This window comes from Burkholderia sp. Ac-20379 (genome assembly GCF_017104645.1).
In the GTDB taxonomy this organism is placed as follows: domain Bacteria; phylum Pseudomonadota; class Gammaproteobacteria; order Burkholderiales; family Burkholderiaceae; genus Burkholderia.
In genome coordinates this window covers 12,590-32,798 of the sequence record NZ_JAAGPF010000010.1, presented here as the reverse complement: position 1 = coordinate 32,798, position 20,209 = coordinate 12,590, and the positions used below count along the sequence as shown (strand labels likewise).

The window sequence follows — 20,209 nt, the reverse complement described above, 5'->3', positions numbered from 1 at the left end:
GCCCCGTTCCGGGTTGACCCGGATCCCGCCCGCGCGTTCGTCCCCGCCCGAAACCGCGCGCGGCGGCCAAGTACCATCCGTTGGAACCGGCTGCCCTGTTTCCGCCAACGGCGAATGTCCCGCCCGTATCAATCCCTCTAGGATTCGTCCTGCCAACGCATGTCCGGCGCGCGGCACGATGCGCCGCCGCTGCGGCATCCGTTGCCCGCAGCATGCCGTCGCCACCCGCGCCGCCGCGCATCGAAGGGCCGGCCGACAGGCAGATCGATTAGTGATACGAAAGAAAAACAGGAGACTCGCAGTGACCCATTCGCGCCTCACGCTGCTCGGCATGCTCGCCCTCGCCGTGCCGTTTTCCGCTCACGCCCAGAGCAGCGTCACGCTGTACGGCGTGATCGACACCGACCTGCTCTACACCAACAACAACGGCGGCGCGCACCAGTACGCGATGTCGAACGGCTGGATGCAGGGCAACCGCTGGGGCCTCACGGGCACCGAGGATCTCGGCGGCGGCTATCAGGCGATCTTCCGCCTCGAAAGCGGCTTCTCGTCGACCACCGGCGCGATGGGCCAGGGCAACGCGATGTTCGGCCGCCAGGCCTACGTGGGCATCGCCAGCCCGTACGGCACGGTCACCGCCGGCCGCCAATACGACGCGATCGTCGATTACGTCGAACCGGGCCGCTCCGGCACCGCGCTGCTGATCAACCACCCCGCCGAATTCGACAACCTCGGCAACGACTACCGCATCAACAACGCGGTGAAGTTCGCGAGCGTCAGCTACGGCGGCTTCAAGTTCGGCGGCCTGTTCAGCACGGGCGGCGTGGCGGGCAGCTTCGATCGCAATCGCGCGTGGTCGCTCGGCGCATCGTACGCGAACGGGCCGCTGTTCCTCGGCGTGGGCTACGTCAACGCACGCGATCCGAACTTCTCGTACTACGGCAACAACCCGTCGTCGAGCACCACCGCCAGCAACATGTCGGCATACCGGATCTTCTCGGGCTACGCCTCGGCGCAGACGCTCGAAACGCTCGGCGCCACCGCGTCGTACAAGATCGGCGCGCTGAGCGTGGCCGCGACCTACACCAACGTGCGCTTCTCGGGCCTCGGCGCGCTGACGTCGCTGAACCCGCAGGGCTATCGCGGCACCGCGGCGTTCAACACGGCCGAGCTGGCGCTCGGCTACGCGATCACGCCGTCGCTGAAGTTCGGCGCGTCGTATCAGTACATCCACGGCGCGCCGGTGGCGGGCGGCGACATCGGCCGCGTCACGTATCACGAGGCCGACGTGTCGCTCGACTACTACCTGTCGCCGCGCACCGACGTGTACGCGCTCGTCATGGCGCAGCAGGCGTCGGGCAAGGATTCGACGGGGCAGGCGGCCGTGGCGCAGATGTGGGCGCTGTCGCCGTCGGCGTCGAACCGCCAGCTCGGCGTCGTGCTCGGCATGCGTCACAAGTTCTGACCGGATGCGCCCGGCCTGCGCCGGGCGCATCCGCCGTTGCCCCGCTTCAAGGAGACACACGATGAAATTTCGCGGCCAATACCGGACCACGATCCTGACGATGCTGCTGCTCGCCACCGTCATCAACTACATCGACCGCTCGGCGCTGTCGATCGCCATGCCGTTCATCTCGCGCGACTTTCACCTGAGCGCGAGCGAGAAGGGCATCATCTTCGGCGCGTTCTCGGTCGGCTATGCGCTGTTCAACTTCCTCGGCGGGTATTTCTCCGACCGTTTCGGCGGCCGCCGCGTGCTCGGCGTGTCGATGACGTTCTGGTCGCTGGCCTGCGGGCTGACCGCGCTGGTGTCGGGCTTCTGGTCGATGCTGGCGGTGCGGATCGCGTTCGGCGCGGGTGAGGGGCCGAACGCGGCCACCGCGAACAAGGTCGTCAATACGTGGTTCCCGCTCGGCGAGCGCGCGACGGCGGCCGGCATCGGCCAGTCTGGCGGCCCGATCGGCGGCGCGCTGGCGGGGCCGATCGTCGGCTTCCTCGCGCTGTCGTTCGGCTGGCGCGCGGCGTTCGTCGTGATGGCGGTGCTGGGGTTGCTGTGGGTGATCGCATGGCGGCGCGTCGCGACCGAGACGCCCGCGCTGCATCCGCGCGTGAGCCGCGACGAGCTGGCCCACATCGAGGCCGGCCAGGACGCCGCGCCCGCGCCGAGCGGCAAGCGCGTGTCGATCCGCGAGGTGATCACGAACCGCGCGGTGGTGACCACCGGCATTTCGCTGTTCTGCTACAACTACATCCTGTTCTTCTTCATCACCTGGTTCCCGAGCTATCTGGTCGATGCGAAGGGGATCAGCCTGAAGGACATGAGCCTCGTCAGCTCGCTGCCGTGGATCACCGGCGCGATCGGTTTCTTCTCGGGCGGCTTCATCGTCGACGCCATCTACCGCCGCACCGGCCGCCGGATGTTCTCGCGCAAGGTGGTGCTGGTCACCTCGCTGCTGATCGCGGCCTCGTGCACGGCGCTGACCGGGCTGGTGGACGACAGCGCCGCGGCGGTGGCCGTGATGACGGTGGCGATCGGGCTGCTGATGCTGGCCGGCCCGGCTTACTGGGCGATCATCCAGGACAGCGTGCCGCGCCACCAGGTGGGCACCGCGAGCGGCTTCATGCATGGCCTCGCGAACTGCTCGGGCATTGTGGGGCCGGCCATCACCGGCGTGCTGATCGACCGTACCGGCAGCTTTCTGAGCGCGTTCGTGCTGGCCGGCACGGTTGGCCTGGTCGGCACGCTGATCCTGGCCGCGTTCGTCAGCGGCCGCGACAATCAGCCGGAGCCGACGCCGGCCTGAGTGGCGTCATTTCCTACGCGCGCCCGAGCGGCACGCTTCGCAACGGGCGCCCGTGTCGACGACACCGGCGCCCGTTGCGCTTGCACGGCCCGCGCGCGAGGCGATCAGTTGTAGCCGAGGATCGCGCTGGTGCCGACGTCGGGGTGATCGCCCGCGTGGCCGGCGAGCGCCGAGGTGGGGTGTTGCAGCACGGCGCGATACGGCGTGACGGCCTGGGCCGGCGTGCGTGCGGCGGTGGACGGGGCGACGGGGGCAGCTTCGTTGATGGCGTTCATGATCGTTCGGTGAAGTGGAAGGTAGGTAAGTCGATGGGAATCCTGAGCATCAGGCGCTGGGCGTGGGCTGCCGCACCGCGTGCAGCGGCTGGCCGCCTGCGGAGCGGCGCGCGCCCGGCGCGGCATGGGCATCGTGGCCGCCGTGGGCTGCGTCGGCGGCGCGGATCCGCGCGCGCGTGCGCCGCGTGATCGCCACCACCGCGAGCACCACCGGGCCGATCAGCAGGCCTTCGGCGAGTTCGGGGTCGATCGGCAGGTTCATCACGTGCAGCGCCTTGAAGGCGGTGGCCGCCAGCGACAGCACGTAGTACGAAATGGCCGCCACGGAGAGGCCTTCCACCGCGTGCTGCAGATGCAACTGGTTGCGCGAGGTGCGCTCCATGCCTTCGAGCAGACGCGTGACGTCGCGCTCCTGCGCGAGATTCACGCGTGTGCGCAGCAGGTCCACGGCGCGCGCGATGCGCGCGGCGATCTGCTCGTGGCGCGACCACACGCTGCGGCAGGTTTCCATGGCCGGCGCGAACCGGCGCTCCATGAATTCGGAGATGGTGGGCACGCCCTCGATACGCTCCTCGCGCAGTTCGTGAATACGCGCGAGCACCAGCTTTTCATAGGCGCGCGACGCGCTGAAGCGCCCGCTGACCTCGGCCAGATGCTCGACGCGCGCGGCGAGGTGGGTCAGCTTCATCAGCAGATCGGCGTCGTCGCCGGCCGCGAGCCGGCCGTCCATGCTGCCCACCAGCGCCTGCAGCGACGCGTGGATGCCGTCGAGTTCGCGGCCCAGCGCGCGGGCCGCCGGGAACGCGAGCAGCGCCATCATGCGATACGTCTCGATCTCGTAGAGCCGTTGCAGCAGCCGGCCGCCCTGTTCCTCGCGGAAATCGTCGTCGATCACGAGGAAGCGCATGAAGCCGTCGTCGCGCACCGTCCAGTCGCAGAACACGCTGCCGCTGCCGAGCACGTTGCTGCCGGTCAGCACCGGGCCGTCGATCCAGTCGCGCACCGAGGCGCGCGCGGCCTGCGCCGCGCTGCCCGACAACAGTTCGAGCCGCGCCGCCACGAAGCGCACGCCGGCCAATTGGGCGAACCAGCCAGCGGGGATGCGGCGCGTGGCGAGGTCGTCGAAATACTGCGTGTCGTCGCGCGGCGCGAGGAACGTGAACGTGGAGAACTCGGTGTGGCGCTCCCACTTCAACTGCCAGCCGAGCGTGCTGTCGGCGGCGTGATGGGTTGCGCCCTCGGGCGGCGCGGGCAGACCGGCCGCCGCGCACAGCGTGTGGAGCAGGGTTTCGTGCAGGGCCGGGTCCGCATCGCTGTAAACCGCGAAGTGCGTCAGCGTGACGGCCCTCGTCACGCGCAGGAATGGCCGGGCATGCAGTTCGGCGGCAAGCGCCGCGCGGAGCGGATGATCCATGGTCGTGGCGAATGGTCGAAGGTTCGGAAACCGAAGGTTCGGCGCGGCGCGCACGGCGGCCTGGCGAGGCCGGTTGGTCAGGATCACGAACCGGCCGGCGGGGCTGCCTGCGCGATTCGACTATGCCGGAGCGAATATCTTCGACAAAGCGAATATTGCTTATTCGAGCTATCAGGTTTTCTGATGGAATGCGCGGTGGCCATGCGATCGCGTGAAGCACGACGACGGCGCGGCAAGCTGGCGAATCGGCCGGAGAGGCTTGATGGGCGGGCCGAAGCGGGAGATCGCCGCGGTGCCGGGACATAGGCGGGAGGGGGCGCGCCGCACCGGGCGCGTGGAACGGAAACGCGCTGTGCGCTCAGGCCTGCGACGTTTTGTCCGGTGTCAGATAGCCACGCAGCAACAGCGCCATCGGCAGGATCGCGATGGCCGTCAGCGCTGTCGCCACGGTGGCGCCCGTCACGCCGATCCGGTCGCCCAGCACGCCGTACAGCACCGGCGCGATGGCTCCGGCCGCGATCGCGCCGGTATAGAACAGCGCGAACGCGCGCTCGGTGCCGTCGGCCGGCGATAGTTCCGGCACCGTGCCGTACAGCACCGACGACGTGCCGTTCAGCATCGTGCCGAGCAGCGGCAGCAGCACCCAGGTGGGCCCAAGCGGCGCGAACATCACCGCGACGATGCAGGCGGCCGTCGCGCTTTCGGTGGCCAGCACCGTGCCGCATACGCCCATCCGCGCGCCGATCCAGCCGCACGCGAACTTGCCCGCCGCGCCGCCGATGAACACCAGCGCGAGCGCCGTGCCGACCTGCGGCCCCGACGCGCCCTTGGCCTTCATCAGGAACGGCAGGAAGGTCAGCACGCCCATCCGCACGGCGGTGTCGAACACGCCGATCGAGAACAGCAGCCAGAACCCGTAGCGCAGCGCGCGCGCACCGTGGGCCGCCCGAGCGGGCGAGGCCGATGCTTCGGATGCCTTGGCGTCGGCGCTGGCCGCCGCCGAGCGCGCGAGGTTCGGCAGCCACATCGCGAGGCCGAGCGCCACCACGCCGCCGAGCACCGACATCAGCCACAGCGCGTGCCGCCACGGCATCAGCGTGATCAGCAGCGCAATGGCCGCGGGCAGCGCCGATTTGCCGAGATCGCCGGCGAAGTTGTAGACGCTGAGCGGGCCGCGCGCGTCGCGGCCGTAGGCGCGCGACACCGCGCCCGAGGCGAGCGGATGCTGCGTGCTCGAGCCGCTGCCCGAGATCGCCAGCGCCACGCACAGGCCGAGCAGGCTGCCCGACAGCCCGGCGCACGCGTAGCCGAGCGAGGCCAGCAGCGTGCCGCCCACCAGCGTGGCGCGCGCGCCGAAGCGTTGCGCCACGCGCCCGGCCGGCAGTTGCAGGCTCGCCATGGTGCCCGCGTAGATGCCGCGCAGCATCGCCAGCGCGCCGTAGCCGAGGCCGAAATCGGCCTGCCAGACGGGCAGCAGCACGTAGATCATGTCCGTGTAGCCGTCGTGCAGCGCGTGCGCCACGCAGGACAGCCACAGCACGCGCCGCGGCGACGCGGCCGGCTCGGGCGAGCGGGCGGGGGACAACGACGACAGCACGGCGGACAGTCTGGAACGCATGAGCGGTTTCGCGGGTGACGGGCGGTTGGGGCACGCGAGGCGGTGGAGGAACCGGATCGAAACGCGGGTTGGCCCGCGCCACAAGGCGATTCGAGGGAAATTCTAGGGCGCGGCGGCGCGCCGCTCAATTGACGTAATATCGGGCTTCACGGGAATAAAAGTCACGTCATGAGCATCAATGCACCGATCGGCCCTGGGCACGGCGCGGAGCGCGACGCGCTGCCGCCGCTCAACGCGCTGCGCCATTTCGAGGCGGTGGCGCGGCTCGGCAGCTTCGCCGCCGCGGCCGACGCGCTGCATGTCACGCACTGGGCCGTCGGCAAGCAGATCCGCTTGCTGGAGGATTGGTTCGGCGTGCCGCTGTTCGAGCGCCGCGCGCGCGGCGTGGTGCTGACCGACGACGGCGCGGCGCTGCTCGGCGACGTCAGCGGCGCGTTCGAGCGGCTCGCGTTCGGCGCGGCGCGGCTGCGCCACGATCAGGTGCCGCGGCGCGTGTCGGGCGTGGTGCGCGTCAACGTGCTGGCCAGCTTCGCGCTGTGCTGGCTGCTGCCGCGCTTGGGCGATTTCCACACGCGCTACCCGGAAATCGACGTGCGCGTGACCACCACCTCGCGCAAGCTGCGCTATATCGGCGACGCGTTCGACATCGGCGTGCGCTCCGGCCCGGAGCCCGGCGCGGGTGCCACCTCGCGCGTGCTGATGGCCGACGCGCGCATTCCGGCGTGCAGCCCCGCGCTGCTGCGGCACAAGCCGATCCAGGGCGTCGCCGATCTGCGTCATCACACGCTGCTGCATTCGTCGAGCACGCGCACGGCGTGGTCGCGCTGGCTCAAGGAGGCGGGTGCGGCCGGGCTGCAGCCGGCGCGGCAGGTGGAATTCGATCACGTCTATCTGCAACTGGCCGCCGCGCAGGAGGGGCTGGGCGTGGCGCTCGCGTCGCTGCCGCTGATCGAGCGCGATCTCGCGGCCGGCCGGCTGGTGTGCCCGATCGCCGGGCCGGTGTGGCTCGCGCCGGATTTCACGTTGATGGTGAACGAGGAGCGCGCCGGGGACGAGGCGGTGGCGGCGTTCGAGCGGTGGGTGACGGGGATGGCGCAGCAGGGGGGCGGGGCGAACGGCACGTCGTGACGCCGCCTCGCGGCGATCAAGCGGGCGGCATCCGTTCAAGCGCTTGGACTGCGCTCAGCAGCCCACCCAGAACCTTGTCGGCGACGCGCTGGGAGAAGCCCGGCGGCAGATCGGCCTGCACTTCCGCGATCGCCGCCGGCGTGCGCGCGATCAAGGCCTGGATCAGCGGTTCGGCGTCTTCTCCATAGCCGAGTTTCCGGGCCGTGCTGTTGAAGTGGCCAATCCCGTTCGCCTCCGCGAATGCGCGCCCCGTGATGCGCATCAATCAGAAGAATCTGATTTTTATGCTTTATAACGTTTTGCTTTCAGTTCTGTCGGTTATGGTTCGTCGGTTCAATCCAGGCCAGCAGAAGAACGATGAACAAAGGGACCTACCGTCTGGTGTGTTCCAGACGTCGAGGGATGGTGGTGGCGGTAGCAGAAACCGCGACTACCACGGGGAAATCAGCCGGTGGTGAGACTCGTGCTTGCCGCCTGTTGCGCAGCGCGTCGATTGTGGCCACCGCCACCGCGCTGGGCGTCATGCCTGCAATCGCGCCGGCGCAGATCGTGCCGACACCGGGCGCGTCGACGCAGGTGATCCAGACGCCGAACGGCTTGCCGCAGGTCAACATCGCCGCACCGAGCGGCGCGGGCGTATCGATCAACAAATACAATCAATTCGACGTACAACGCACCGGCGCGCTGCTGAACAACTCGCCCACGATGGTGCAGACGCAGCAGGCGGGGATGATTAACGGCAACCCGAACTTCGGGCCCGGACAGTCGGCACGCATTATCGTCAATCAGGTCAACGGTACGGCTGCAAGCCAGATTCGCGGCTATGTGGAGGTCGCAGGCAATCGCGCGGAAGTCGTGCTCGCGAACCCGGCCGGCATCGTGATGGACGGTGGCGGCTTCATCAACACCAGCCGCGCCACATTGACGACTGGCCAACCGTACTACGGTGCTGACGGCTCGCTTGCGGGCTATCGGGTCAACCGTGGGCTGATCACAGTCCAGGGCGCGGGCCTGAACGCGTCGAACGTCGACCAAGTGGATCTTATCTCCCGTGCCGTACAGGCCAATGCAGCGATCTATGCAAAGAACCTGAACGTGATCGCCGGCCCGAATCAAGTCGATCGTCATACGCTCGCCGCGACGCCCATTCAAGGCGATCGAGCTGCGGCGGGCGTGGCGATTGACGTCAGTCAACTGGGTGGCATGTATGCCGACCGGATCCTGCTGGTCTCGAACGAACACGGCGTCGGGGTGGCCAATGCCGGCACGATAGCCGCGCAGTCGGGCGACCTGACGCTGCAGTCGAACGGCCAGCTCGTGCTGACCGGCAAGACGAATGCAACCGGCAACCTCGCGATCGTTGCACAGGGCGGTATTCAGAACAGCGGTACAACCTATGGTCAGCAGAACGTATTGGTGTCAACCGCTGGCACGCTGTCGAACAGCGGCGCACTGGTCGCCCAGCAGGCGCTGAACGTTTCGGCCGGTAGCGTCGCGTCGACTGGCTCGCTGGGCGCCGGCGTGAACGCCGACGGTGCGGTCACCCATAACAGCGACCTGACTGTGACCACTGCCGGGCAACTGACGGCGAACGGGCGGAACGTGGCGGGCGGCAGCCTCACGTTGACGGGCAGCGGTATCGATCTGTCTGGCTCGAAGACGGCTGCGAACGCAAACGTTTCGCTGCTGGCTCGGGCAGGCGACCTCAACCTGACGAACGCGACGACCAGCGCGCAACGCGCGATCGAAGCGCGTGCCGCGGGCACGCTCGTCAACGACCACGGCACGCTGTCGAGCCAGGCCGGCACGACGCTCGAGGCAGGCGCCCTGTCGAACCGGAACGGCCGGGTCTCCACAGTCGGTCCGCTCGCAATCAACACGTCGGGACAGGTCGCGAACCAGGACGGGACGCTCGTTACTGACGGCGCCCTGACACTGAATGCAGGTGATATCGCGAACATCGCTGGCACGATGCAGAGCGGCGGCGCCCTGTCGGTGTCGGGTACATCACTCGACAACTCAGCGGGCCGGATTGTGTCGCTCAATGGCGGCGGCCTGTCGCTGTCCACGACCGGCCAACTGACGAACGCCGGCGGCACGACGGCGACCGGTGCGCAAGGTGGCGTGATCGGTGGCAACGGCGACGTGGCCGTGAAGGCCGGGACTGTCGTGAACCGCGGCAGTTTGACGGCGCAGCAGGCGCTGCAAGTCGCGACGGCCCTGCTCGACAACGGCGACGGCGCAATGGCGGCGGACCGGCTGAACGTAAAGGCAACGGAACTGCACAACGCGCACGGCACGCTCACGCAGTACGGCAGTCAGGACACGACACTCGACGTCAGCGGCATGCTCGAAAACGCAAACGGTACGATCCAGACCAACGGCGCGAACCTGACACTGGCGCCAGCGGCACTCACGAACGCGAACGGAACGATTATGCACGCCGGCATGGGCGCGTTGACCCTGATGCCGGGGCTTGGTTCGGGGTTGCTGACGAACGCCGGTGGGACGATCCTGAGCCGTGGCACGATCGGGTTGCAGGCGGGCGCTTTTGACAACATCGGCGGCATGCTGGCCGCACTCGGTTCGGCCTCGGCCCGAATCGACGGCGAACTGAACAACACGGGTGGCTCGTTTGCCGCGAACGGCGACGTGACGCTCGACGCTGGCTCGCTGACCAACGCCCAAGGTGGGCAGCTCAGCGGCGCGAACGTGCAGTTGCGCGCGAATAGCCTGAACAACGACAACGGCCGAATCAGTGCCGACGGCGACGTCGACATTGCGACGACCCGCGCAGTATCGAACGCGGGCGGCCAGATTGGTGCGACGCGCAATCTGTCGGTCAGGGCGAGCACGCTCTACGGTGGCGGCGCATACAGTGCGGCGAATGACCTGGCGCTGTACCTGCAAGGCGATTTTACGAATACGTCGGGCTACCAGTTCAATGCAGGCCGCAATCTGGCGTTCACACTGACCGGCACGTTCAACAACGTTGCCGGTCTGATGAGCGTGAACGACCTTAGCATCGACGCGGGCGACGTCGTCAACCGCGGCGCTATGGCCGCGGGCGGCCGGCTGCGCACGCAGTCGAACACGCTGATCAACACCGGCACGCTGGTGGGCGGCAGCGTGTCGCTCTCGGCTGCGTCTACGCTCGCGAACGTCGGTCCGACCGCGCTGATAGGCGCATCGGACAGCGATGGGTTGCTCGAACTGCTCGCGCTCAACATCGAGAACCGCGACGACACGACGGCGACCGATGCGCCGGCGCTTGCCGCGATCTACGGTTTGGGGCGCGTGGTGCTGGCGGGCGGCAAGAATGCAGCCGGCGGCCAATACACGAAGGCTGCGCGTATCCTGAACCAGTCTGGCCTGATCCAGTCGGACAGCGACATGGCGCTGCATGCCGATCTCGCAACGAACACGCGTCGCGAGATGCAAACGGCATGGACTTCGCAAGTCGATGTCGAGTTGCTCGAGAGTCTGGGGATTAGTCTCTCCGGCCGCACCGGTCAGGTTGGCTTCAAGGATCCGGACAGCATCGGCGGTGTCTACGTCGAGCCGCCGCACGGCGGCGAATTCAACAGCACGTACCAGTACACGACCTATACGGGCACGCCGCTGGCGAACCTGATCTCGAAGATCAGTCCGGCCGCGCAGATCGTAGTGGGTGGGAATCTGAACGTGTCGTCCGTCGACACGTTCCAGAACTACTGGAGCCGGGTGACGGCAGCCGGTGACATCGCGATGCCCGGCACACTTGATCAGGACAACTGGAAGGGGCAGCTTGCGCCCCGGATCAAGGTGACCTACACCGGCAATTACTGGTACCGCAATTACGACGGCACCAAGTTCTGGAGCTATTCGTTCTGCGATACGCCGGGTTGCAACGCGCCTTCGGACCTGCGCGAGTACGCGCTGCCGGGCTACGAATCGAGCTTCGTCGCAAAAGGTACGCTCTCCGGCACGGGCGTGAACATCGACAACCCGGCCGGCAATGCGCGGATCCCATCGATCGGGCTGCCGCCGGGCGTCGACGTGAGCGCCGTCGGTGGCGGCATCGACCGGGTAATCGCTAGTGCGACGGCAGTCGACGTGCTGACGAACCTGATGATTCCGCAGGGTGGCCTGTTCCACCCGAACCCGGCGCCGAACGCGAACTACCTGATCGAAACGAATCCGGCATTCACGAACACGCGCGCGTTCACGTCGAGCGACTACTACCTGCAGCAGCTCGGGCTGAACCCGAGCCAGACGGAGAAGCGTCTGGGCGACGGATTTTATGAGCAATGGCTGGTGCGCAATCAGCTCACCTCCCTGACCGGCAAGGCGGTGCTGGGGCCGTACACGGACATCGAATCGATGTACCAGGCGCTGTTGTCGTCCGGTGCCGATCTGGCGAAGTCGCTCAATCTGCCGCTCGGGATCGGTTTGTCGGCCGAACAGGTCGCACAGCTCACGAGCAACGTGGTGCTGCTGGAGACGCGCGTCGTCGACGGCCGGTCCGTACTGGTGCCCGTGGTGTATCTGGCCAAGGCAAGTCAGCAAGACATGAACGGCCCGCTGATCGCCGGCGGCGACATCGATCTGAAAGAGGTGCAGTCGTTCTCGAACAGCGGCACGATCCGCGCAGCGGACAGCCTGTCGATCGGTGGCCAGAGCCTCGACAACCGCTTCGGCGCGCTGCAAAGCGGCGGTCAGATGACGCTGGCGACGACCGGCACGGTCGATCTGACCTCGGCGAGCGTGAAGGCCGGCAGCCTGGCGCTGGTGGCCGGAGGCGACCTGATCCTCGATACCGCGACGCAGACGCGAAGCCAGACGAACGCCGACGGCGCGACGCGTGTCTCGACGACGCTCGGGCCGCAAGCAAGCATCGATGTCGTCGGCAATGCGGCGATCGTGACCGGCGGCAACTTCCAGCAGAACGCCGGCAATCTGAGCGTCGGCGGCGATCTCGGGATGCAGGTCGGTGGCGGCTGGACGCTCGGCGCGCAGCAGGTCGGCGAGCATAAGGTGGTCGAGCGCGCGAACGGCGCATCGGACACGGACATCAATCGAAGCGTCGGCAGTTCGGTCAAGGTCGGCGGTGTCTCCGGCATCGCGGTCGGCAACGACCTGACGGCGCACGGTGCACAGATTGAACTGGGTGGCGGTGGCGCCGTCGTGGCTGGCGGCACCGTGACGCTGGGTGCCGCGAGCGCGACGTCGGCTGTGAACAGTAACAGCTCGGGCGACGGCGGTGGCCGCAGCTATGCGGAGACGTTGCATACGTCGGATCAGACCTTGACCGGTACGACGCTGACCGGTGGCGATAGCGTTGCGATCGTGGCTGGCAAGGATCTGAACGTGATCGGCAGTGCGATCAGTCTGGACAAGGGCAATGTGACGCTGGCGGCGGCTGGCGACGTGAACATCGGCGCGGCAACCGAGACGCACGAACTGAGCTCGCACGAAACGCACAGCCGCAGCGGCGTGGTGAGCGGCACGAAGGTCGCGAGCGGGATCGACCAGACGATGAGGCTGAATCAGGGCAGCCTGGTGTCCGCCGACGGCGTGACGATCGCCAGCGGCAAGGATCTGAATATCCAGGGCAGCACGGTCGCTGGCACCAACGACGTCGCGCTGAGCGCAGCGCGCAACGTGACGGCCACGACGACGCAGGATACCCTGGACTCGTCGAGCTATTACCAGAAGAAGGAAACGGGATTGATGTCGGGCGGCGGCCTGTCGGTGTCGGTGGGTAGCAGCTCGATGAAGACGACGAGCCAGACGAACGAGGTGTCGAACAACGGCAGCACGATCGGTTCGTTGAACGCCAATCTGAGCATCACTGCCGGGAATGACCTGCACGTGACGGGCAGTGACCTGATCGCAGCGAAAAACCTCAGTGGCACGGGCGCGAACGTGACGATCGATGCGGCGCAGGACACCGGTCATCGTGACGAGACGCAGGAAGTGTCGAAAAGCGGGCTGACGCTGGCACTGAAGGCGCCGGTGATCGATGCGGTGTCGAACGTGGTGGATCAGTCGCGCGCGGCCAGCAAGAGTCAGGATGGTCGTGCAGCGGCGCTGCACGGGATGGCGGCCGCCAGCGGCACGATCGATACAGTTGGCGCAGGCGCGGCCGCGCTGGCCGGAGGCGCGACGCCCGAATTCAAGGTCGAGCTCAGCGTCGGCAGCAGCCATAGCAAGAGCGCGTTCACCGAGGACAGCGTGACGAATCGTGGCTCGAGCGTGAATGCTGGCGGAACGGTGGCGTTTTCGGCAACGGGCAATGGGCAACCGGGTAGCGGCAACGTGACGATCGCCGGTTCCGACGTGAACGCGAACGACGTGATTCTGGCGGCCAGGAATCAGGTCAGCATCGTCAATACAACGGATACCGATTCCACGCGCAGCACGAACGAGTCTAAGAGCGCGAGCGTGGGCGTGTCGGTGGGCACCGGCGGCTTTGGCGTGTCGGCGGCGATGTCGAAGGCCGATGGCGACGGCAACAGCGATCTGGCCACGCAGAACAACAGTCACGTGAACGCGGCGAATACGGTCACGATCATCTCGGGCGGCGATACGAACATCATCGGCTCGAACGTGAGCGGCAATCAGGTGAATGCCGACGTGGGCGGCAACTTGAATATTGCGAGCGTGCAGGACACGTTGTCGAGCGCGGCGCATCAGTCGAGCTCGGGCGGTGGCTTCAGCGTTAGCCAGGGCGGCGCCAGCGCGAACTTCAGCCAGAGCAAGGGCAACGCGACGGGCAGCTACGCGGGCGTGAACGAGCAGGCCGGGATTCAGGCGGGCGACGGCGGATTCAACATTAACGTCACGAGCAATATCGATCTGAAGGGAGCTGTGATTGCGAGCGACGCGGATGCGTCGAAGCATGCGCTGACTACCGGTTCCCTTTCCTTCTCGGATATCCAGAACCAGTCGAGCTACGATGCGAAGTCGAGCGGCTTCAGCGCTGGCGCGACGACGGGTGACGGCGGGATGAACTACAACACGCATGGCAGCGGATCAGGCAGGAATGCTGGCGGTGCGTCGCCGATGCTCGGCCAGCACGAGAGCGGCAGCGACAGCGCGACGACGCAGAGCGGCGTGAGTGCGGGAACCGTCACGATCACGGATTCAGCGAACCAGACTCAGGATCTGGCGAGCCTGAATCGCGACACGATCGATACGAACGGCACGGTGGCCAAACTGCCCGACATGCAGAACCTGCTGGACAAGCAGGCGGACATGATGGTGACAGCCTGCGCAGCGGGCGAAGCGGTGTCGCGCCGGATCGGCGACTACGCGGACAAGATGATGGAGGAAGCCAAAGCGAATGGCGACCAGGCCGGCGTCGATGCGTGGAAGGAGGGTGGTGCGAACCGCGCGCTGATGCAGGGGGCCGGCGCGGCACTGGTGACGGGGCTGGCCGGTGGAAACGCAGTGGGCGGTGCCGCCGGCGCGGCGATATCGTCGATCGCCGCAGGCAAGCTGAACGACCTGAGCAGCGCGATCGCGGGCAGTGATCCGACCGGCAACGCCAACCTGAATCAGGCGCTGGGCAACATCGTGGCGAACGTGATTGCGACCGGGTTCGGCGGGGCCGTGGGCGGTGAATCCGGTGCGTTTTCCGGGTACAACGTAGACCGCTTCAATCGGCAGTTGCATCCGGACGAAACGAAGTGGATCAAGGACAATGCGGCCAAATACGCTGCTCAGCAGGGGATTTCGGTCGATCAGGCAATCAACGACCTGACGGCGCAAGCGAATCGCCAAGTGCAGAACGGTTCTGCAGGAGCTTGGGATGCAAACGCACGTGTGTTCCTGGGCCAGGCGCACGGCATGCTGCCTGCCGATGGAAACAGCGGGCCGGGTTACATGTTTTACGCGCCCCCCGACCAGAAAGCGGATTCCAGTATGTACGGCAAGTACTATCCGAGCGGAAACGGCATGAACGTACCGGGCACGCAGGCGGTTGCGGATTCGGCAAATCGAGAACAGGCGTATCGCGATGCGTACGGCAAGCGTACCTGGGGCGCCGCTGTCGGAGCTGCCGCCATTGCCGCGGGTGGTCCGCTTGCTGCCTTGCCGGGCACACCGATCTTCAGTTCGGGCGGCGCACTAGGTTCCGGAGCACTGGCGTCGCCGATCGGAACCGGGGCGATCTCGGCCGGTATTAATGCGGGTGCTCAGTACATCCAGGGCGGTAGTATTAATCCGATCGGCGTGGCAGGAGCATTTGGTACAGGCACCGTGGGTTCGTACGGCGGGCTACTTTGGAATATCGGCGTCAATACCGTTGGTGGGGCAACGACGGCGGCGCTTAATAATATTCTCCAAGGGAAAAACGATAGCATTTCGCTTGGCGGGGCAATCAGTGGTGCTGGAGCCGCTCTCGGGTATGGTATCGGCAAGAGTGTAGCAGCAGGAATCAGCTCCGCTATGCGACCATCAATCAACAATAGTTCGGGATGGGCGGAGGCAGGAAAATGGACAGGAACATTCGGCTGGAATCTCTTTTCGCCTAACGATATCCCAACAATTGGCTCCTCTGTCGGCGCAGGGATAGGGGCCGAGTTCGGTAGCGCGGAATTAAATAATATTGGAAAACCGAATCGGTGAAGCGATATGACTCGTATGTTACTGCTATGTCTTTATGTATTTCTAGTTTCATTGGTTGGCATATCGGGGATAAAAATAATTGCTGTTCTCATGGTGAATATCTTCCACGGAGGGTGCCACCAATGGAGTTGGAGTGATGCGAAGGATGTGTTTCTCCAGGCGATGTTGCTAGGCGGATTCTTTTGCGTAGTTGTAGTCGCCCAATACATTAGAAGCCGAACGCAACGCTAAGTCTACAAAAACAATATTTTATGAAAACCTCTTTTCGGTTGGCGGCACTGCCAGCTCGCGCTGGCCTCGCTCGCTTCAGTTCGGGCGGTGCACTTGGTTTCGAAGCACTGGCGTCGCCGATCGGAACCGGGGTGATCTCGGCCGGTATCAATGCGGGTTCTCAGTATATCCAGGACGTTAGTATCAATCCGATCGGCGTGGCGGGAGCATTTGGTGCAGGCACCGCGGGTTCGTACGACGAGCTACTTTGGAATATCGGCGTCAATTCCATTGGTGGAGCAGCGACGGCGGCGCTCAATAATGTCCTGAATGGAGAGAGTGACAGTGTTGCATTCGGCGCAGTCGCAGGGGCGGTCGCTTCAGCAGCCAGTTACGGGACAGGTAAGCTTATCGGCTTGGGTTCCAATAATTTGCACGACCAACACTTAACGGAAATTCAGGATGGTCGAGCGTTGGACAATGGGCGGGCGCATCGGGATTGAATATCTTCGGCCCTAACAACTGGTCTACTGTGGGTGCGTCGATTGGTTGAGGCGTAGGAGCCGAAACGGCTGGTGCAGCAGCAAATGGGCTAAAGAACCAATCGGGGGAAAGGAAGTGATTCGTCTTTTTTCATTCTTTGCGCTTTCCCTAGTCACCTCGATTACCACTGGGAACCTGGCCTCTGCTACGTCAGCGACGGCAGGATGGATTTCCTCGACAACTGGTGCTTTGGCTGCTGCTCCTTCGCTATATTCGCCGGCATTTGTCGGGATCGCCTCCGTTGCAACCGCAGCCGGCATTGGGGCTGATGCTGTCTCGCAAGTACTCAATCCAAATATTGGTGGTTACCTCGTAAGCAACTCTGCCAACATTGTCGGGAATGGAGTTTGGGCGGGCAAATTCCCCGGTGGGGCACCAGCTTTTAATGCGATGGTTAGCGAATTCAACAACGCGCCGGCAGCAATATTTCTGCAGGGTTTTGTAAATACGTCGTGGAAGTATGTCGCTGAAGGCGCAAAGAAATGAAAATTATAGAAGATGGAAATTTCACGTGGAGCGTTAGTATTTTTCTGGTTCTTGTGGGATTCGCTGTCATGTTCGGGTTTTTAAAGTATGGCTCACCGTCGATTATTAGCGCGCTCATGGTCTGTGTCGGTTTTGGTATCGCAGCGGTTGGGGGAATGACTAGCAGAGCCAGAATGTTAAGAGTCAAGCCCTTCGACAATAGCTATAAGAAAGCACGCGACAGCTACAAGACGAAAGACGGCGACGAGGACACGAAGTGAAAACCTCTCTTCGGTTGGCGGCACTGCCACTCGCGCTGGTCTCGCTCGCGGTCAGCGCACAGCAGCACACGCCGACGCCAGCCGATGCCTCACGCATAAATGATCCCAATCCCCAACCCCGTCACCCATGCCACATACTCGGGCGCCAGCCCCGCATCGGTGATCAGGAAATCCACGCGGTCCATCGCGCCGAACGTCGCGAACTCGCGCTTGCCGAACTTCTTCGAATCGGCGAGCAGGTAGACGGTTTTCGCCGCGCCGATCATCGCGTGCTTGACGTGCAAATCGATGAAATCCGGGTACGAGATGCCGGCCTCGATCGACACGCCGCCCGCCGCCAGGAACAGCTTGTCGACGAACATTCCCTCGAAGAACTGCGACGCCTTCTCGCCCGACACGGCGATCGTCTCGGCCTTGAACACGCCGCCCGTCAGCATCACCCGGTTGGTCGGCTCCGCGCCGAGCAGGATCGCGATGTTCAGCCCGGTGGTGACGATCCGCAAATTCTGGCGCTCGACGAGATTCTTCGCGAGCTCGGTGGCGGTGGCGCCGTAATCGAGGATCACGGCGTCGCCGTTGGCGATCAGGCTGGCCGCCTTGCGGCCGATCTGCGCCTTCTCCTCGCTGGTGGGCAGCACGGCCGCGCGCGGCGCCCCGCCCGCCGGCTGCGCCGGCTTCAGGCGCACGTTGCCGTGCACGCGCTCGACGCGCCCGAGGCGCTGCAGCTCGTCGATGTCCTTTCGAATGGTTGGCATCGACACGCCGAACTCGCTGGACAGCTCCGAGAGCTTGACCAGCTTGGCCGCCTGCACCCTTTCGAAAATTTTTTCTGTTCTGGTCCGTTGATCCATTGGGCTTTCCCCGCAAAGCGCCGCGGCTCGCGGGCATCAAGTTTACGGGCTGTATTGTGCCCGATTTGCCTGGCCCCCGGCACGCGGCTCGGTGTTTTCCCTGTTTCGCTCGTTTTCTCTTTGACTTTCTAAAGAAAGAAACAGAAACTTTGTTCTACGCAAACAGGAAGTGCGGGAGCAGGAATGGAAAACCCTTACAAGCAGTCCGGCGAGACCTTGCACCGGCGCGCCCAGGAGATCCGCAAGAAGATCTGCGTGATGAACGCCGCCGCGAAAAGCGGGCACACGGGCGGCGACATGTCGGAGGCGGACATCCTCGCCGCACTGTATTTCCATGTGCTGCGCTACCGCGTGAACGACGATGCGAGCGTGAACTGGCTCGACGAGTTCATCCTCAGCAAGGGCCACGGCGTGGGCGGCCTGTACGCCTGCTTCGCCGAACTCGGCTGGCTCGGCGAACCGGAACTGAAGACCTACCTGCGCGACGATTCGCGCCTGCCGGGCCACCCGGTGCGGCAGAAGCTGCCGACCTGGGTGACGGTCAACACCGGCGGCCTCGGCCACGGCATGCCGATCGCGGCCGGCCTGGCGATGGCCAGGCAGCGCCACGCGGCGCGCGACGGTCATGCGCCCGGCCGCGTGTTCGTGCTGACCGGCGACGGCGAACTCGAGGAAGGCTCGAACTGGGAAGCGGCGATGGCGGCGGCCCACTTCGGCCTCGACAACCTTGTCGTGATCGTCGACCGCAACCGCCTGCAACTGGCCGACTTCACCCACAAGATCATGGATCTCGATCCGCTCGACGAGAAATTCCGGGCTTTCGGTTTCGAAGTGCACGACGTGAACGGAAACGATGTCGACGCTATTTGGAAACTAATAGAAAGTCTCGACGTGACGAACGGAAAGCCGAAGGTCGTGATCGCGCACACCGTCAAGGGCCGCGGCGTGTCGTTCATGGAGAACGTGCCGGCCTGGCATCACAAATTCCCCGACGAGCAGCAGCTCGAACAGGCACTGAAGGAACTCGATCATGCGTAAGCAGGCGGATTTGCGCGACGGTGCGGTGAGCGCGCTGAACAGGCTGACGGCGGCGGGCCGCGACATCGTCGTGATGGTGGCCGATTCCACCTCCACCTCGAAGATCGGCCCGTTCCAGGAACGCTACCCGGAGCGCGTGATCAACGTCGGCATCGCCGAGCAGAACATGGTGGGCATGGCGGCGGGCCTCGCGCTCGGCGGCCACATCGTGTTCACCGCGAACGCCGCGCCGTTCCTGGTGGGCCGCGCCAACGAGCAGGTCAAGAACGACATCTGCTACAGCGCCACCAACGTCAAGATGCTGGGCCTGAACGCGGGCGTCGCCTACGGGCCGCTCGCCTCCACCCACCACGCGATCGACGACATCTCGATCATGAGCGGCTTCGGCAACGTGCAGATCTTCGCGCCGTGCGACGACGTGGAAGTCGGCCAGGTGATCGACTACGCGGCGTCGGTCGACGGCCCCGTCTACATCCGCCTCGACAACGCCAAGTTCCCGGTGGTGCACGACGACGGCTACCGCTTCGCGCCGGGCCGCCCCGACGTGCTGATCCAGGGCGCCGGGGTGGCCGTGATCGCGCTCGGCTCAGTGGTGGGCGAGGCGCTCGAAGCCTGCGAGCAACTGCAACGCGACGGCCTGCGGCCGACGCTGGTGAACCTGTCGTCGCTGCGTCCGCTCGATCAGGACGCGCTGGCCGCGATCATCGGGCGTCACGCGGCCGTCGTGACGGTCGAAGAGCATTCGCTGCATGGCGGCATCGGCGCCACGGTGGCGCTGCTGATGGCGCGCCGCCAGTTGCATCGCCGCCTCACCACGCTCGGCGTGACCGAGGGCGAATTCGCGCATTACGGCACGCGCCAGGGCATCCGCCGCCATTACGGCATCGATGCCGAAGGCATCGCGCAGGCGGTGCTGGCGCTGTCGGCCGACTGAGCGCCGATCGGGCGCCGATCGGGCGCCGCCCGATA

13 protein-coding genes and 1 pseudogene are annotated in these 20,209 nt (G+C 65.5%); 9 read left to right on the top strand and 5 right to left on the bottom strand.

Annotated elements, in window-relative coordinates; genetic code table 11:
- Nucleotides 1–301 precede the first annotated feature (301 nt).
- Both G3N92_RS02500 and G3N92_RS02495 read left to right on the top strand, forming a co-directional pair.
- The gene (locus tag G3N92_RS02500; protein ID WP_339385928.1) at nt 302–1,465 is read left to right on the top strand and encodes a porin; all 1,164 of its coding nucleotides are present in this window, start codon (nt 302–304) and stop codon (nt 1,463–1,465) included.
- Between the two features lie 61 nt (nt 1,466–1,526).
- A complete protein-coding gene (locus tag G3N92_RS02495) occupies nt 1,527–2,804 on the top strand; it encodes an MFS transporter (protein WP_206125853.1) in 1,278 nt (425 codons plus the stop codon).
- Between the two features lie 104 nt (nt 2,805–2,908).
- Here G3N92_RS02495 and G3N92_RS02490 read toward each other — a convergent pair whose 3' ends face one another.
- The 3 genes from G3N92_RS02490 to G3N92_RS02480 all read right to left on the bottom strand — a co-directional run bounded on the left by G3N92_RS02490 (nt 2,909) and on the right by G3N92_RS02480 (nt 6,111).
- A complete protein-coding gene (locus G3N92_RS02490; protein WP_206125852.1) occupies nt 2,909–3,079 on the bottom strand; it encodes a hypothetical protein in 171 nt (56 codons plus the stop codon).
- Between the two features lie 49 nt (nt 3,080–3,128).
- Entirely contained in the window at nt 3,129–4,493 is a 1,365-nt protein-coding gene (locus G3N92_RS02485) for a DUF3422 domain-containing protein (protein ID WP_206125851.1), read from the bottom strand.
- A gap of 358 nt (nt 4,494–4,851) precedes the next feature.
- Nucleotides 4,852–6,111, bottom strand: a complete 1,260-nt coding sequence (locus tag G3N92_RS02480) for an MFS transporter (protein WP_206125850.1) — start codon at nt 6,109–6,111, stop codon at nt 4,852–4,854.
- 168 nt (nt 6,112–6,279) lie between these two features.
- Between G3N92_RS02480 and G3N92_RS02475 the strand changes: the two genes are divergently transcribed.
- On the top strand, nt 6,280–7,239 hold the full coding sequence (locus G3N92_RS02475) for a LysR substrate-binding domain-containing protein (protein ID WP_206125849.1): 960 nt from the start codon (nt 6,280–6,282) through the stop codon (nt 7,237–7,239).
- A 16-nt stretch (nt 7,240–7,255) separates the two neighbouring features.
- Here the strand turns inward: G3N92_RS02475 and G3N92_RS02470 are convergent.
- Nucleotides 7,256–7,474 (bottom strand): annotated as a pseudogene (locus tag G3N92_RS02470) (type II toxin-antitoxin system HipA family toxin); the annotation flags it as partial.
- A gap of 122 nt (nt 7,475–7,596) precedes the next feature.
- Here G3N92_RS02470 and G3N92_RS02465 point away from each other — a divergent pair.
- The 4 genes from G3N92_RS02465 to G3N92_RS02450 all read left to right on the top strand — a co-directional run bounded on the left by G3N92_RS02465 (nt 7,597) and on the right by G3N92_RS02450 (nt 17,351).
- On the top strand, nt 7,597–15,852 hold the full coding sequence (locus G3N92_RS02465) for a hemagglutinin repeat-containing protein (RefSeq protein WP_206125848.1): 8,256 nt from the start codon (nt 7,597–7,599) through the stop codon (nt 15,850–15,852).
- Between the two features lie 251 nt (nt 15,853–16,103).
- Nucleotides 16,104–16,565 carry a hypothetical protein gene (locus tag G3N92_RS02460; RefSeq protein WP_206125847.1) on the top strand — a complete coding sequence of 154 codons (462 nt, stop codon included), beginning with the start codon at nt 16,104–16,106 and terminating at the stop codon, nt 16,563–16,565.
- Between the two features lie 115 nt (nt 16,566–16,680).
- Entirely contained in the window at nt 16,681–17,091 is a 411-nt protein-coding gene (locus G3N92_RS02455) for a hypothetical protein (RefSeq protein WP_206125846.1), read from the top strand.
- Nucleotides 17,088–17,351, top strand: coding sequence for a hypothetical protein (locus tag G3N92_RS02450; RefSeq protein ID WP_206125876.1), 264 nt, complete (start codon nt 17,088–17,090; stop codon nt 17,349–17,351). Before G3N92_RS02455 ends, G3N92_RS02450 begins: the two co-directional genes overlap by 4 nt.
- A gap of 89 nt (nt 17,352–17,440) precedes the next feature.
- On the opposite strand, the gene G3N92_RS02445 is transcribed toward G3N92_RS02450, so the two are convergent.
- On the bottom strand, nt 17,441–18,202 hold the full coding sequence (locus G3N92_RS02445; protein ID WP_206125845.1) for a DeoR/GlpR family DNA-binding transcription regulator: 762 nt from the start codon (nt 18,200–18,202) through the stop codon (nt 17,441–17,443).
- 183 nt (nt 18,203–18,385) lie between these two features.
- Between G3N92_RS02445 and G3N92_RS02440 the strand changes: the two genes are divergently transcribed.
- Nucleotides 18,386–19,240, top strand: coding sequence for a transketolase (locus G3N92_RS02440; RefSeq protein ID WP_206125844.1), 855 nt, complete (start codon nt 18,386–18,388; stop codon nt 19,238–19,240).
- Nucleotides 19,233–20,174: a transketolase C-terminal domain-containing protein gene (locus G3N92_RS02435; protein ID WP_206125843.1), complete on the top strand. Its 942-nt coding sequence runs from the start codon at nt 19,233–19,235 to the stop codon at nt 20,172–20,174. The genes G3N92_RS02440 and G3N92_RS02435 overlap by 8 nt, the downstream gene beginning before the upstream one ends.
- Nucleotides 20,175–20,209 lie beyond the last annotated feature (35 nt).

Coding starts and splice junctions, on each gene's coding strand:
- G3N92_RS02495 (WP_206125853.1), top strand. CDS start 1,527: ATGAAATTTCGCGGCCAATACCGGACCACGATCCTGACGATGCTGCTG.
- G3N92_RS02490 (WP_206125852.1), bottom strand. CDS start 3,079: ATGAACGCCATCAACGAAGCTGCCCCCGTCGCCCCGTCCACCGCCGCA.
- G3N92_RS02485 (WP_206125851.1), bottom strand. CDS start 4,493: ATGGATCATCCGCTCCGCGCGGCGCTTGCCGCCGAACTGCATGCCCGG.
- G3N92_RS02480 (WP_206125850.1), bottom strand. CDS start 6,111: ATGCGTTCCAGACTGTCCGCCGTGCTGTCGTCGTTGTCCCCCGCCCGC.
- G3N92_RS02475 (WP_206125849.1), top strand. CDS start 6,280: ATGAGCATCAATGCACCGATCGGCCCTGGGCACGGCGCGGAGCGCGAC.
- G3N92_RS02465 (WP_206125848.1), top strand. CDS start 7,597: ATGAACAAAGGGACCTACCGTCTGGTGTGTTCCAGACGTCGAGGGATG.
- G3N92_RS02460 (WP_206125847.1), top strand. CDS start 16,104: ATGAAAACCTCTTTTCGGTTGGCGGCACTGCCAGCTCGCGCTGGCCTC.
- G3N92_RS02450 (WP_206125876.1), top strand. CDS start 17,088: ATGAAAATTATAGAAGATGGAAATTTCACGTGGAGCGTTAGTATTTTT.
- G3N92_RS02445 (WP_206125845.1), bottom strand. CDS start 18,202: ATGGATCAACGGACCAGAACAGAAAAAATTTTCGAAAGGGTGCAGGCG.
- G3N92_RS02440 (WP_206125844.1), top strand. CDS start 18,386: ATGGAAAACCCTTACAAGCAGTCCGGCGAGACCTTGCACCGGCGCGCC.
- G3N92_RS02435 (WP_206125843.1), top strand. CDS start 19,233: ATGCGTAAGCAGGCGGATTTGCGCGACGGTGCGGTGAGCGCGCTGAAC.